Raw genomic sequence first — 14737 nt, 5'->3', positions numbered from 1 at the left:
GTGGCAGCTCCTAAAGGGTTTTTGTTGGCTGGTAGACTGTGGTCTTTTTCAGATCATGCCGTGCTTATGTTTCCCCAAGCCCCTCTCAACCTTCTTCAACTCGACTGGCTCACCACCGCCGGCATCGAAGTCGCGATCCTGCGCCTCGATCAGATCGACCCACTGATCAGCGGCAACAAGTGGTTCAAACTCGTCGAACACCTCAAAGCCGCCGACCACGCAGGCGCCGACGGCATCATCAGCCTCGGCGGGGCGCATTCCAATCATCTGCATGCCTTGGCCGCGGCGGGCAAGCGTCTGGGGTTCAAAACCGTGGGGCTGTTGCGCGGCCATCCGCAGGAAACGCCGACGGTGAAGGATCTGCAAGCATTCGGCATGCAGCTGCATTGGCTGGGTTATGGCGGCTATCGGGCGCGGCATGAACCGGGTTTCTGGCTGCCGTGGCAGGCGCAATATCCGACGCTGCATGCGGTGCCGGAGGGCGGTGGGGGATTGCCTGGAGCACTGGGCTGCGCAGCACTGAAGGTTCAGGTCGATGCGCAGTTGAGCGATCTGGGCTGGATCGATTACCACGGTTGGTGGCTGGCTTGCGGCACGGGAACGACGTTGGCTGGGCTGGCGCTGGTCGAGGCCGGCAAGCGTCCGGTGTACGGCGCGTTGGCCGTGCCTGACGATCACGGGGTCGCGCCACACGTCGAGGCGATCGTTCGCGAGGCAGGCTTGGCCACAGCGGATTACCAGTTGCTCGACGCCAGCCGAGGCGGTTTCGCCAAGGTCGATGCGCAATTGCTTGGCTTCATCGAACAGACCGAACAGCTCAGTGGTGTGCCGCTGGAGCCGTTGTACACCGGCAAGGCGTTACTGGCGCTCAAGCAGCAGGTCGAAGCGGGCCGGTTTGCCAGCGGCACGCGACTGATCTTCGTGCATACCGGCGGACTCCAAGGACGCCGAGGCTTCAACCGTAATTCCTGAGTAGAAGCGAGCACCCTGTGGCGAGGGGATTTATCCCCGATGGACTGCTTGGCAGTCCCGCGGCTTGATGGGGTTGCTTCGCAACCCGTCGGGGATAAATCCCCTCACCACGATGGCGTTTCCATTCCGGACAATCAGCGATCCGCCCGTTTTGGCATCATCCGTAGCAACGTGTTATCCCTCACCACGTAATGGTGATAAATCCCCGCCAGCGCATGCAGCCCGATCAGCCAGTAACCTGCCGTGGCGATCAACACATGCCAGCCTTCAACCTGTTTGGCGAACGCCTTGTCCTCGCTTACCAGCAGTGGCAGATCGAAACCATAGAACATCACCTGATGCCCCTCGGCGCTGGTGATCAACCAGCCGAGAATCGGCATGCCGATCATGAACAAGTACAACGCCCAGTGCATCAAACGCGCCAGCAGGGTTTGCCATTGCGGCGAAGCCGGGAAGATTTTTGGTGCCGCGCCGACGCTGCGGGCCAGCAGGCGAAACCACACCAGCACGAACACAGTCAGGCCCAGCATGTAATGGGCTTCTTTGATCAGCGTGCGTCCGCCACTGCCCTTGGGGAACAGACCACGAAATTCCATGCTGGCGTAGACCAGCACCAACAACACCAGCATCAACCAGTGCAGCAGGACCGATACGGTGCTGTAGCGAGATTCGGAACTTGTCCACGGCATACGGTGTTTCCTCACAGATCAGGGTCGAAACGGGCCGTTCTTGGGCGACGGCATGTTTTAACTGTAATCCGCTTTGACGGATTTGCCTGAGGCTGATCGGTCTTTCAATGCGCTGAATCAAGGTGCAGCCAAAAAAACGCCCCTGTCGCTAAGACAGGGGCGTTTTTTCATACGGCGCGGGGTAGATCAGCTCGACTGCGGCATCTCACCATTGGCCAGACGCTTATTGATGTCGGCAATCACTTCCGGCAGATCAGTGATGGTGTCGATCATGTAATGCGGGCGCGAGCTTTCGAACAGCGCGTGGATGCGCTTGCGTTCGCTGGCCAGTTCATCGCTGCCTAATGCGCGGAAACCCTCGTAGTCCAGACCCAGCGCGTTGCCCGAGCAGATCAGTGCCACTGTCCACATTCCGGCGCGACGGCCCTCAAGAATGCCCGGTACGGTGTCGTCGATCTTCACGCAAGCGCCGACATCATCAATGCCCAGCGCGATCACGTTGGCCAGTGCCTGGGCCGGCCATGGGCGGCCATTTGGCACTTCGTCGGTGGCGACCACGTGGTCGGCGACGTAGCCATTGGTGGCGGCCAGTTCCACGACTTTATCCATCACCGGTTTCGGGTAGCCGGAGCAGGAGCCGATCTTGATCCCTTGCTGGCGCAGATTGGCGATGGTTTCCAGGGCGCCGGGAATCAGCGCCGAGTGTTCGGCGATCTTCTCGATCTGCAACGGCATGAAACGGTTGTAGATCGCGGTGACGTCATCGTCGGTCGGGGTGCGGCCGAACACCTTGCGATACCGCTCGGCGACCTGCGGCTGATCGCACAGGGTGCGGATGTGATCCCACTTGCCCATACCCATCGGCCCACGGGCTTCTTCGATGGAGACCTGGACGTCGAACTCGGCGAACGCTTCGACGAAGATCTGCGTCGGGGCGAAAGAACCGAAATCGACCACGGTGCCGGCCCAGTCGAGGATGGCGGCTTGCAGTTTGGTTGGATTGGTGTAGTTCATGGCGAAAATTCCTGAGTTGGCAATGCAATTCAAAATGTGGGATTTGTGGTGAATCAGATTTCGAGGACTTCCATCTCGCGCAGCACTTCACCTACCGCCGCGACCGCTTCGCGCATCTGCGCCGGGCTGACGTGGCCGATGCAGCCGACGCGGAAAGTTTCGACCTGGGTCAGTTTGCCGGGGTAGAGGATGTAACCCTTGGCCTTGACCCGTTCGTAGAAGTCCTTGAACTGATAACGAGGATCGGTCGGCGCGTGGAACGTGGCGATGATCGGCGCCTGAATCGCTGCCGGTAGGAAGCTGCGCAAACCGAGTTTGGCCATCTCTTCCATCAGCGCCTGACAGTTGGCGGCGTAGCGCGCATGCCGCGCCGGCAGCCCACCTTCTTCGTTGTATTGCAGCAAGGCTTCGTGCAGCGCCGCGACCACGTGGGTCGGCGGGGTGAAGCGCCACTGGCCGGTCTTCTGCATGTAGGTGTGCTGGTCGAACAGATCCATCGCCAGCGACTGCGAATTACCGGCGGCAGCGGCCAACGACTCTTTACGAGCGAAGACAAAACCCATCCCCGGCACACCTTCCAGGCATTTGCCAGACGCTGCGATCAGTGCGTCGAAAGGCACTTGCTGCGCATCCACCGGCAAGGCACCGAAGGAACTCATGGCATCGATGATCAGGCGTTTGCCGTGTTGCTCGATAACCTGGGCAATTTCCGGCAACGGATTGAGGATGCCGGTGCTGGTTTCGCAGTGGATCAGCGCGACGTGGGTGATATCACTGTCGGCGCGCAGCAGACGATCAACGTCGGCAGCAGTAGTCGGTTCATCTTCAGCGGTTTCGAAAGTGCTGAACGAACGGCCGAGCACTTCGCAGATTTTCGCCAGACGCTTGCCGTAGGCACCGTTGATCAGCACCAGCACCTTGCCGTCGCGGGGTACGAGAGTGCCGATGGCCGCTTCGACCGCAAAGGTTCCACTGCCCTGCAACGGCACGCAATGGTGAGTGGCGGCGCCGTTGAGGATCGCCAGCAATTGCTCGCAGAGGCTGGCGGTCAGTTGGTTGAAGCGGTCATCCCATGACCCCCAGTCGACCATCATCGCCTGGCGGGTGCGGGCCGAAGTGGTCAACGGGCCGGGAGTGAGCAGGATGGGTTCGGCAATACTCATTCGTGTGTCCTCGGAAAGCGCTGTGGGATGAAGCTACGGGGCATACGTTGCAATTCGCCGTTGCATCAATCAAATTGTTTGTTGTTATGCTAGCCATCAGTGAGGGTTATTCATGAACTTGTTCCAACTGCGCGCCTTCGACGCCGTCGCCCGTGAAGGCAGCTTCACCCGCGCCGCCGCGCGGTTGTTCATCAGCCAGCCGGCGGTCACCGGGCACATCAAGTCGCTGGAGGAGCACTACCAGATCACCCTGTTGCGGCGCACCGCGCGACGGGTGGAACTGACCGAGGAGGGCACCAAACTCGCAGCGATCACCCGGGCCATGTTCGGTCTGGCGGAAGAAGCGCAGACGATGCTCGAAGCCAACCGTCAGCTGCTCACTGGGCGCCTGGAAGTGGCGGCTGATGGGCCGCACATGGTCATGCCGATGCTCGCCAGCCTGCGCGCGCGGTATCCGGGGATTACCGTGAATCTGCGTCTGGGCAATGCGCAGGAAACCCTCGCCGCACTGTTATCGGAGCACGCCGATGTCGCGGTGCTGACTGAAGTCGAGCCGCGCAAGGGACTGCATCTGCAAGCACTGAATGAATCTCGGATTTGCGCGCTGGTGCCGGCCGGACACCCTTGGGCAGAGCGCGTCGCAGAGGTGAAGCTCAAGGAACTTGATCAGGTGATCATGGTGCTGCGCGAGCCGAGTTCGATTACCCGGCGCACGTTTGATCTGGCGTGTGCGCAGGCGTCGATCCATCCGCGTGTGCTGCTCGAACTGGACAGCCGCGAAGCGGTGACGGAGGCCGTAGCGGCGCAGTTGGGGATTGGCGTGGTGTCGTCGGTGGAGGTCAGTCATGACCCGCGAGTGGTGGCGATTCCGATTGTCGGCGAGGGGCTCGTGAACCGGCACATGATTGGCTGCATGGAGCGGCGGCGGGAGTTGCGGTTGATTCAGGCGTTCTTTGGCTTGGCGCCAGTCTGATACACCGCGACGCACTCATCACTGGCTACACAAGACTTTCGCGAACCATATCGAGAAACGTCGCGACCACCCGCCGCGAACTCTGCTCACGCAAACAGACCAAGGTTTCGGTCAATCTGCGGGTGCAATCGGTAATCGGCAAGGCGCATACCCGCGAATCCGCCCCAAACTCCGCCGCCGAAACAACCCCCACACCAATCCCGACAACCACTGCTTCCCGCGCCGCTTCCCGCCCCTCAACCTGAATCGCCGGGCGAATGCGAAACCCGGCCCGGGCCATTTCCTCTTCCAGTGTCTGCCGCGTCACTGAACCGTGTTCACGCAACACCAGCGGCGTGTCGTCGAGGTCCGCCAGGCAAATCGATTCACGCTCCGCCCACGGATGATTGCGCGAAACGAATGCCACCATCGGATCGTTGCGCAACGGCACGCTGAGCAAACGTTCATCACTGACATCCCGACCCAGCAGCGCTAGATCGGCCTGATAGTTGAACAGCCGAAACAGCGATTCATCGGTGTTGCCCGTCTCGATCTTCACGCTGATCCCCGGATATCGCTCGCAGAACCGCGCAATCTGCGGCAGCACATGCACCGGCGCATCCACCGCCAGAATCAGGCTGCCGGTCTGCAAGGCCTGGGATTCCTGAAGCAGCTCCTGCGCTTCGGCTTCAATCACAAACAGGCGCTGAGTAATCGCCAGCAAGCGTTCGCCGAGGTCAGTCAAACGCACGGAACGTTTATTGCGATGAAACAATAAAACGCCGAAGCGTTCTTCGAGTTTGCGCACCTGGTCGGAAATCGCCGGTTGCGTGAGGAAAAGCCGCTCGGCGGCCTTGGTGAAGCTTCCATGTACGGCCACGGCATGGAAGGCTTTGAGCTGGGCGTGGGACACCGACATGTAGCCTCCAGTAACAAGCTGAGCTTATGTGTGAAATACGATAAATCGATTTTATTTATTAAACAGTAATTGCTTTGATCCGCTCACGCCATCGATGACTGCCCGATCGGACAGCAGCGTTGGCGATGAGCCTGTGCGTGCAACAGCAGGACTCATCTGACCGGTATCGCTTTAGGGATGGGGTGATATCGCAGTGCTCAACAATAAAAACACAGGCGTTTACTTAACGATTCTGCCGGCACACTCACACCCTGAGGTCAGAACCACAATGAACAAGCACATCGGCACCATTGCGCGTTGGCGCATGCAGATTTTCGCTATTACCTGGCTCGCGTACGCCGCTTTCTACTTCACCCGCAAAGCGTTTTCGGTGGCCAAACTCGGCATCGGTGAAGACCCGAACTTCATGCTCGACAAAATGACCATGGCCAATCTCGATGCCATCTATCTGGCGGCTTACGCGATCGGCCAATTCACTTGGGGCATGCTTGCCGACCGCTTTGGCCCAAGGGTTGTGGTGCTCGGCGGTTTGCTGATTTCCGCTGCGGCGGCGCTGGTGATGGGCAGTTTTGCAACGTTGCCGATCTTCGCCACCTGCATGTTGATCCAGGGGTTGGCGCAGTCCACCGGTTGGTCGGGGTTGTGCAAGAACCTCGGCAGTTTTTTCCCTTCTGCACAACGTGGGCGAGTGCTTGGGTTGTGGAGTTCCTGCTATGCGTTTGGCGGTCTGGTGGCGTCGCCGTTCGCCGGTTGGTGGGCGTACACGCTGGTGGGCACCTGGCACGCGGCGTTTATTTCCAGTGCGGTGGTGGTTGCGGTCGTGGCGGTGTTGTTCTTTATCTTCCAGCGCAACAAACCGGAAGACGTCGGTCTGCCGGCGGTGGAACCGGAGCCTGAACTGAGTGCTGAAGAGATCGAAGCCAACAGCAAACTCAGCGTTTGGGAGCCGCTGAAGGAGATCCTGCGCAACCGCACGGTGTTGGTGCTGGGGCTGGCTTACTTCATGTTGAAACCGGCGCGTTACGCGATTCTGTTGTGGGGGCCGGTGATTGTCTTTGAGCAGATGCCCAGCGTCGGCAAGGTGGGGGCAGCGATCATTCCGACCTCGTTCGAACTGGCCGGGTTGCTCGGGCCGATCATGATCGGCTTGGCCTCGGACAAACTGTTCGGCGCCCGGCGCATGCCGGCCTGTGTGCTCAGTCTGCTGGCACTGACCGTAACCCTGGCGCTGTTCATGGGCGCCTTGCAAACCGGCAGTGTATTGCTGGTGGTGGCGCTGCTGTTTGTCATGGGCCTGACCCTGTATGGCCCGGACTCGATGATCAGCGGCGCGGCCGCCATCGACTTCGGTAAAGCCAAGGCTGGCGCTACCGCTGCCGGATTCGTCAACGGCTGCGGCTCGGTCGGCGCGGTGCTCGGCGGTTTGCTGCCGGGTTATTTCGATACGGTGACGGTGTTCATCGTCTTCGCCGGTTGCGCGCTGTTCTCGGCGCTGGTGCTGATCCCGCACTGGAACAGCCGTCCGGTCGGCGTGATGGAGCCGCGCGCGTCCATCCCCAATTGCCCGTTGACGATCAAACCTCTGCGTTCCTGAAACCCTTTGCCTCGCGGCCTGCTGCGGCGTTCGCGGCAGGCTGTGTCGTGGCCAACTGAATGGAGAATCCCATGAGACCGTTTTGGCTGGAGCAGGCCTTGCAGGCCGATGCGTCCGCAACCTGCCCGCCGCTGCAAGGCGAAGTGCGCAGTGACGTGTGCATTGTCGGCGGCGGTTACACCGGGTTGTGGACGGCGATCATGCTCAAGCAACAGAACCCCGAACTCGATGTTCTGTTGATCGAAGCCGACATCTGTGGCGCTGGCGCCAGTGGGCGGAACGGCGGTTGCGCGCTGTCGTGGTCGGCCAAGTACTTCACCCTCGAGCGTTTGTTCGGCGTCGAAGAAGCGGTGCGGCTGGTCAAGGAATCGGAGCGCAGCATCCACGCCATCGGCGAGTTCTGCGAGCAATTTGGCGTCGATGCCGATTACCGCCTCGACGGCACGCTGTACACCGCCACCAACCGCGCGCAGGTCGGCTCGACCGACGCCGTGATCGCGGCGCTGGAGCGCAACGGCATCAACTCGTTCAGCCAGCGCCCGGTGGCGGATGTACAATGCATGGCCGGGTCGAGCAAGCATCTGGAAGGCTGGTTTTCCCCGGCCGCCGCCAGTGTGCAACCGGGCAAACTGGTGCGCGGGTTACGGCGGGTGGCGTTGCAACTTGGGGTGAAGATTCACGAGAACACCGCAATGACCGGTTTGGAGGAGGGCCGCCCAGCGCGTATTCACACCGCGAACGGCAGCGTGATCGCCGACCGCGTGGTGCTGGCGATGAACGCGTGGATGGCCCGCGCGTTTCCACAGTTCGAGCGCAGCGTGGCGATCGTTTCCAGCGACATGCTGATCACCGAGCCGCGCCCGGATCTGCTGCAGGAAATCGGTTTGACCAGTGGCGTTACCGTGCTCGATTCGCGGATTTTCGTGCACTACTACCACAACACTCCCGACGGCCGGATCATGCTCGGCAAGGGCGGCAATACATTTGCCTTTGGCGGGCGGATGCTGCCGGTATTCGATCAGCCATCGCCGTATGCCGGATTGCTCAAGCGCAGTCTTGGCGATTTCTTTCCAGCGTTCGCTGACGTCAAAGTCGATGCAACCTGGAACGGGCCGTCCGATCGCTCGGTGACTGGTCTGCCGTTTTTCGGCCAGATGAGCAACAGCGGTAATGTGTTTTACGGTTTTGGGTATTCCGGCAGCGGCGTGGGGCCGTGTCACATGGGCGGGCAGATTCTCGCCTCCTTGGTGCAAGGGCTGGATAACCCTTGGACGCGCTCGCCACTGGTCAATGGGCCGCTGGGTTACTTCCCGCCGGAGCCGATCCGCTATCTCGGATCGTTGATGGTGCGCAACGCCATCCGCCGCAAGGAGCGCGCCGAAGACCACGGGCGCCGGCCCCGACATCTGGACGTGCGCCTGGCAAAATTTGCTGCGGCGGCGGGCAAGGCGGACAAAGGCTGAGCACACCACTTACCTCCGGAGCTGCCGAAGGCTGCGATCTTTTGATCTTGATGGTTAAAAGCAAAATCAAAAGATCGCAGCCTCGTTTCACTCGACAGCTTCTACAGGTTATGTCGCGCGATTGAGCAACCAGTCGAGCAACAAACCGCTGTCGGACGCGGGTTGTGTTGCCCGGGGTTTGGGATTGCGGGTGTAGCCCAGGCACAGAATCGGTCGGTCGGGATCGCTGTCGAGGAAGCTCACCCATACTTCGCTGCCGGCGCCGGGCAACTCATCAGGCCTTATTCGGCCATTGGCTCGGGTCATGGCGATCGGCAGCCAGATCGCTTCGGTGTCGGTGGTTGGTGATGGTTCCGAGGGCCACAGCCTGACGGCGATCCGGCCGAGTTCGTCGAACCGCGCAGTTTGCCCCAGCGTGCCAATGACCTCCGCCAGATGATAGCCGGCGACACTCGGGCGCCGTTGTTTGAGCGGCGGGCGAAAGTCGGTGGACCAGGGCTGGGCGCTGAAATCGTTGTAATAACGGTGCACGGTCAGGGTAGGGTCAAGGATCGATGGATGTTGTCCATGATGGCGGATGGAGGTGATTCGCCATTGCTCGTTGAAGTGGCTGATCGGATGTTCCGTCACCTGCAACAAATGCCCACTGAGCAAGCCGATACAGTCGCTGCGTCCATTGATCGAGCGATGCTGGCAACGTTGTCGCTCCAGATGCCGACGACTGCGCTGTTCACTGTAGCGCTGCTCCAGCGAGGGTAGCGGTGTGGGTGGATTTGACGGGGTCTGATTGGCGGCATCGTCGCCGAGAGTTTGCTGCCCTCGATTGCGTACGGCGTGGAGCGTCGGAATCGGCGCGGCGTGGTGATGCTGGAACAGCTCACTGATAGTGGGTGAGGGCGCTTGTTCATCAGCCTTGAACGGCAGCAGCGCCGGTTCTTGCGGCAGGCTCAGGCTGTCATCGGCAAACACCACAACGTGCCCGTCGGGCCGGTGTTCGAAGTGATAGTGGATGCCTTCCTCTTCGCAAAGTCTGTGCAGCAGCGCCAGATCACTTTCCTCGAACTGAATGCAGAACGGCCGCACCGGGTACTGCCCCACGGTCATTTCAATCCGGTAGCTATCGCCGGGCAGCGCATTTTCAGTGAGCAACTGCTGGAGAATCTGCGGCACGCTCAGTTGCACGAACACGCGCCGATTACTCCGCCGGGCCAGGCTTTGCAGGTGGGGCACCACTATCAGGCGATAGCCGATCCGGTGCGTTCCGCGATGTTCGCAACTGGCGCTGTGGATGATGCCGTGAACCCCGTGATGATCGTCCAGGCGCAGAAATGCCGGTTGCTGCAACAGCGTGCCTGGCGCCACGGCGGGTGCCAGGCCGATCAGCTCAATGTCGAAACGGTAGGGCTGGTTAAGCGCTTCCTCGCCTTTGAAACGCAGCACCGGCAGGCATAACCCGCTGGCGGTCAGGGTAAGGGTGAACGGACTTTCCTTGTCATTGAGCATTCGAACAGGCTCTGTCAGGCAATACGGGCCTCAGAGGGTACGAAACCCCAGCGCTGAATGGTCATGTCAAAGGCGTTTTTCAGAATTGCCCTACAAGCACTGGTGAAGAAGTCGATTCCGCATTGGATTTTTTTGGTCGATTGCCGACTTTAGGCCGTATAAACTTGCCGCCACGCGTCGGCCAATAGATGTCTCGGCGCCACAGATCAAGAGAGTGAGTAATGGGCGCACAGTGGAAGGTTAAACACAAAGAAGCGGCAGCCAACGCCAAGGGCAAAATCTTCGGCAAACTGGTGAAAGAAATCACCATTGCTGCTCGCAACGGTGCCGATACCACCACCAACGCACACCTGCGTCTGGTGGTCGAACAGGCCAAGAAAGCCTCGATGCCGAAGGAAACCCTGGATCGCGCCATCAAGAAAGGCGCCGGCCTGCTGGGCGAAACCGTGCAATACCATCGCGTGACCTACGAAGGTTTCGCCCCGCACCAGGTGCCGCTGATCGTCGAGTGCGTCACCGACAACATCAACCGCACCGTCGCGGAAATCCGCGTGGCATTCCGCAAGGGCCAACTGGGCGCTTCCGGTTCCGTGGCTTGGGACTTCAACCATGTGGGCATGATCGAAGCCTCGCCGGACACCCCGGACGCCGATCCGGAAATGGCCGCGATCGAAGCCGGTGCTCAGGATTTTGAAGAAGGTGAAGAGGGCGCAACCCTGTTCCTGACTGATCCGACCGATCTGGATTCGGTGCAGAAAGCCCTGCCGGAACAAGGTTTCACCGTGCTGTCGGCCAAGCTTGGCTACCAGCCGAAAAACCCGGTCAGCGGTTTGAGTGATGAGCAGATGGCTGAGGTTGAAGCGTTCCTGGAAGGCCTCGACAACCATGATGACGTGCAGGATATGTTTGTCGGTCTGGCTGGCTGATTTGCTTCGTCAGTGATGCCCTCATCGCGAGCAGGCTGGCTCCCACAGTTGAAATGCATTCCAATGTGGGAGCCAGCCTGCTGGCGATTGACCGCGTAGCGGTCACTGCTTCTCCAGTACCTCAATCACTTCACTGAACCCCGGCCGCCCCAGCACGTCCGCCTGACAGCAGCGCCGCTGCAGTTCTTCCAGTACCCCACGGCGATCATCACTCAACCCCGAGTCGATGCGCGCCAGCAATTCTCCAAGCAAAATCCCGAACGCCCGCACTTCAATGCGTTGCAGCGCGCGGGTTTCGAAGTTGTCCGTGGTGGCATGGAAAGACGCCGCACCGAAGTCCCCCAATAAACAGTCGCCCTGATCGTTCAACAGAATGTTGTGCCCGTAGAGATCGCCGTGGGTGATGCCTTGCTGATGCAGATGCTCGGCTGCCGAAGCGATGCCCTTGGCAATGCGCAGCGCCACATCGGCGCTGAACCGGCAATTATCGGCATACACGTCCCGTGAGCAGGAGGCCAGGCTCGGCAAAGCCGCCAGATTGAGGAAACTCGGGTCAATCAATTGCATCACCAGCCCCTGCTGTCCGTCGGGGTGGCCAGTGATACGGCCTTCCACCCGGATCAGATTCGAGTGCAATCCGGCGGTGATGCAGGCGTTCATTTCGTGCAGCGGCGAACCGTCGCTGGTCATCGCGCCTTTGTACAGCTTGACCGCAACCGGTTGCGCCGAGCCATCGGCGCGCTGCCAGATCGCCCGGAAAATCACCCCGGAGGCGCCTTCACCGAGTTGTTGCTCCAGACGCAACGCCGACCAGTCGATCTGCGGCGTGGCTTCAAGGGCGGCGGCGTCGGCTTCGGTTTCCAGCGGATTACCGGCGTAGGCCAGCCACGTCAGGCTCGGCAGCGTCAGCAGAAACTGCGGTAACTCGGTCAAGCGGTTGGCGGCGATGCGGATCAGTTCCAGTCGATGGCAGTTGCCCAGGGATTGCGGCAGCGATTGCAACTGATTGCCCGCCAGCATGAGTTTCTGCAAGTAAGGACGTTCGCCCAGTTCATTTGGCAGGGTTTCGATGCAGTTGTCGGTCAGGATCAGCCAGCGCAGCAGCGGGGGCAGGGCGGCACCGGGCACATCGACAATGTGGTTGGCCTTGAAGCCGATCATCGTCAGCGCGGTGCATTGGCCGAGGCAAGCGGGCAGTTCACTGAACTGGTTGTCGGAGCAGAACAGCACGCGCAGGCGGGTCAGCCGATGCAAATCATCCGGCAGGCTGCTCAAGGCGTTGCCGCTGAGGTTGAGCACCTCCAGCGTTTTGGCCAGATCGAAGATCTCCGGCGGGAATTCGGTCAGGCCGCAGGACAGATCCAGCCGCGTGATGCCCGACAGTTCGCCGGCGCGCAATTGAGCAAGGGTGTGCATGAAAGTCTTCGCAATAGAGGGGTCGCTGGGAATGGGCGACATGATAGCGGCAAAGCTGTAGTTGCAGGCTGCTCCAGATCTTTGGAACGTTATCAGGCGTGCACTTCTTGCAACTGTCCCAACCGACTCCGCGTGCGGGCCAGGTCGATAGCGTTGCCCGCCAGGCTTTCGCCCAGCGGCAGCCTACCGAGCAGCGTCAGGTGTTTGTCCTGGTCGTAAAGCACGTCGATCAGGTTGATGAAGCGCTGTTGCGCGGCGATCGAGCATTCGGCGAGTTCGGGCAAGTCATCGATGACCCATTGATCGAATCGCCGACACATTTCCAGAAAATCCATCACCGCCGTTGGCTGTTCGCACAGGTCATTGAAGGTAAAGCCGACACGCCGCTCCTCGCACAGGCGTGCCTGAAAGTGTCGGGTGCCAACCGCTAACGACAGGGGCGGCGCATCTTCGGGCGGCAGGTTGAGGGCCTGGCGCTGGGCTGGCGTGGCTGGCCACACGTAATGACCTTGGGTGAATACCTGATGCAAATGGTTGCGCGCCAGACTTCGATAGTCGTGAGCCCCACCCACTTCCATAACCTGCATGCGTGAGTTGATCAGCTCGATCACCGGTTTGAAACGAGCGTGATAGAGCGGGTTGGGCAGCAAGCCTTCCGGCGGATAGTTGGATGTCACCAACAACAAAATCCCGCGTTGGAACAACGCCTTGAACAGCCGTGTGATGAGCATCGCATCGCCAATGTCATGCACATGAAACTCGTCGAAACACAGCACTCGACAATCCTGCAACAACTCATCGAGCGTGAGGGTGAGGGCATCGTCATGCTGGCGATGACGGAACATGCCCTGGTGCAGTTGCGCGAAGAACTCATGGAAATGCAGGCGGCGTTTCTGCGTGATCGGCAGCGCCTGGAAGAAACCATCGAGCAACCAACTCTTGCCGCGCCCGACGGCGCCGTACAGGTACAGACTCGGCGGCGTCTGCCGTGATGCACCGAACAGCAGACTGGCCTGCTGCGCCATGCAGTCGATCACGCGCTGCTGGCTCTGGCTGAGGGTGTAACCCTGGCCGTGAGCCTTGTTGCGGAAGTAATCGCGGATCGACCGGGCACTGGCGTCATGGCCTGCGCTGGCAGGCAGACCTTTGCCGAACAAACGGCGCAACGCCAGCCAGCGCTGGGTCAGTGGCGATCGTTTCGGCGGCTGGGCGCTCACTCTGCGGTCACTCCGTGTTCGTCAAACCGGCTCCCGGGAGCGCGGCGGCGTAGTGTAACCAGACGCGGAGTCAGCCTTCCACCGCAGCCGGTCGAGAGTGGGCGGTCATTGAACAATATTGTGCGGTTCGTACAGCTATTTTCAGCGACAGGATCCGACGTGCTGCCAACCTTTCGAAACATATCCCCGACTATCCGTGGATCCAATCGACTGGCGCAATCGTCGTCCGTTGCTAATCTGAAACACAGTAACGACCTTCGGGTGATCCCTGACAAGGAATGGGACAGTGAATGCACGTGTGGTCATGGGCCTGCTGGGTGTGCTTGTTGCACCCGCATACGCGACGGATCTTCAGGTCGAAGTACGGGTCGATGTGCAGCGCGGCTGCCAGTTGATCGGCCAGCAGCGCGAGGCCGGTATCGAGCAACTGGGTGTGCTCGACTTCGGCAGCACAGCGCGTCTCGACGATCCGGCAGGGCCACTGGCGGCGGCGCTGACCAATCAGCGGCTGCCGCGTCTGGAGTGCAATCCGGACACGCCGTATCAGATGCGCGTCGATGGCGGTTTGCACGGCGGTGTCGGCGAAGTGCGTTACATGGTTGGCGATGCGGGCAGCAAGCCGATTCCTTACCGGTTGTATCAGGACGCCGCGCGGCGCGTGCCGTTGGTGGTGGATGTACCGGTCAGCGGTCGAGTGCCGGACAGCGGCACCGTTGAGTTGCCTTTGTACGCGCGGATCGAGCGTTTGGCGCAAGTCCCCCGGGTCAGCCGTTACTCGGATCTGGTCAAAGTCACGGTCACCTGGTGATCGCAGGGTTTTAGTCGGCAATCCAGCGGATTCGGGTTGCGCAGGGAAGGCGCTCAATGATGAGCGCGGTGGTTGAGTCATCCTCAGGGAGCAGGGAAGGG

The 14737-nt window shown here is 60.5% G+C and carries 13 protein-coding genes; 6 read left to right on the top strand and 7 right to left on the bottom strand.

The window, feature by feature from the left end; all coding sequences use genetic code 11:
- Positions 1-66: 66 nt before the first annotated feature.
- Positions 67-972, top strand: a complete 906-nt coding sequence (locus ACA043_RS18670; protein WP_497657645.1) for a 1-aminocyclopropane-1-carboxylate deaminase/D-cysteine desulfhydrase — start codon at positions 67-69, stop codon at positions 970-972.
- A gap of 134 nt (positions 973-1106) precedes the next feature.
- On the opposite strand, the gene ACA043_RS18665 is transcribed toward ACA043_RS18670, so the two are convergent.
- From ACA043_RS18665 to ACA043_RS18655, 3 genes are all read right to left on the bottom strand, one after another.
- Positions 1107-1661: a cytochrome b gene (locus tag ACA043_RS18665; protein ID WP_497614712.1), complete on the bottom strand. Its 555-nt coding sequence runs from the start codon at positions 1659-1661 to the stop codon at positions 1107-1109.
- 186 nt (positions 1662-1847) lie between these two features.
- A complete protein-coding gene (gene phnX / locus ACA043_RS18660) occupies positions 1848-2675 on the bottom strand; it encodes a phosphonoacetaldehyde hydrolase (RefSeq protein ID WP_187680475.1) in 828 nt (275 codons plus the stop codon).
- A 53-nt stretch (positions 2676-2728) separates the two neighbouring features.
- Entirely contained in the window at positions 2729-3838 is a 1110-nt protein-coding gene (locus ACA043_RS18655) for a 2-aminoethylphosphonate--pyruvate transaminase (protein ID WP_497614710.1), read from the bottom strand.
- Between the two features lie 112 nt (positions 3839-3950).
- Between ACA043_RS18655 and ACA043_RS18650 the strand changes: the two genes are divergently transcribed.
- Complete coding sequence (locus ACA043_RS18650) at positions 3951-4811, top strand: LysR substrate-binding domain-containing protein (protein ID WP_497657644.1); 861 nt, start codon at positions 3951-3953, stop codon at positions 4809-4811.
- Between the two features lie 25 nt (positions 4812-4836).
- Here ACA043_RS18650 and ACA043_RS18645 read toward each other — a convergent pair whose 3' ends face one another.
- Positions 4837-5709, bottom strand: coding sequence for a LysR family transcriptional regulator (locus ACA043_RS18645; RefSeq protein ID WP_187680472.1), 873 nt, complete (start codon positions 5707-5709; stop codon positions 4837-4839).
- 268 nt (positions 5710-5977) lie between these two features.
- On the opposite strand from ACA043_RS18645, the gene ACA043_RS18640 reads away from it, so the two are divergent.
- The gene (locus ACA043_RS18640; RefSeq protein WP_489880297.1) at positions 5978-7303 is read left to right on the top strand and encodes an MFS transporter; all 1326 of its coding nucleotides are present in this window, start codon (positions 5978-5980) and stop codon (positions 7301-7303) included.
- Between the two features lie 71 nt (positions 7304-7374).
- Positions 7375-8766 carry an FAD-dependent oxidoreductase gene (locus ACA043_RS18635; protein ID WP_497657643.1) on the top strand — a complete coding sequence of 464 codons (1392 nt, stop codon included), beginning with the start codon at positions 7375-7377 and terminating at the stop codon, positions 8764-8766.
- Positions 8767-8874: 108 nt separating this feature from the next.
- Here the strand turns inward: ACA043_RS18635 and ACA043_RS18630 are convergent, their stop codons facing one another.
- The gene (locus ACA043_RS18630) at positions 8875-10269 is read right to left on the bottom strand and encodes a type VI secretion system Vgr family protein (RefSeq protein WP_497657642.1); all 1395 of its coding nucleotides are present in this window, start codon (positions 10267-10269) and stop codon (positions 8875-8877) included.
- Between the two features lie 221 nt (positions 10270-10490).
- Between ACA043_RS18630 and ACA043_RS18625 the strand changes: the two genes are divergently transcribed.
- On the top strand, positions 10491-11195 hold the full coding sequence (locus ACA043_RS18625; RefSeq protein WP_187680468.1) for a YebC/PmpR family DNA-binding transcriptional regulator: 705 nt from the start codon (positions 10491-10493) through the stop codon (positions 11193-11195).
- Between the two features lie 102 nt (positions 11196-11297).
- On the opposite strand, the gene ACA043_RS18620 is transcribed toward ACA043_RS18625, so the two are convergent.
- Positions 11298-12611, bottom strand: a complete 1314-nt coding sequence (locus ACA043_RS18620) for a leucine-rich repeat-containing protein kinase family protein (RefSeq protein ID WP_497657641.1) — start codon at positions 12609-12611, stop codon at positions 11298-11300.
- A 92-nt stretch (positions 12612-12703) separates the two neighbouring features.
- Entirely contained in the window at positions 12704-13828 is a 1125-nt protein-coding gene (gene zapE / locus ACA043_RS18615; protein WP_497657640.1) for a cell division protein ZapE, read from the bottom strand.
- Positions 13829-14114: 286 nt separating this feature from the next.
- Here zapE and ACA043_RS18610 point away from each other — a divergent pair, with 286 nt between their 5' ends.
- The gene (locus ACA043_RS18610; RefSeq protein ID WP_497614696.1) at positions 14115-14636 is read left to right on the top strand and encodes a Csu type fimbrial protein; all 522 of its coding nucleotides are present in this window, start codon (positions 14115-14117) and stop codon (positions 14634-14636) included.
- Positions 14637-14737 lie beyond the last annotated feature (101 nt).

Source organism: Pseudomonas sp. LBUM1648 (assembly GCF_059716145.1).
The sequence above is the reverse complement of the archived record's forward strand: the minus strand, read 5'-3'. Positions and strand labels throughout refer to the sequence as shown.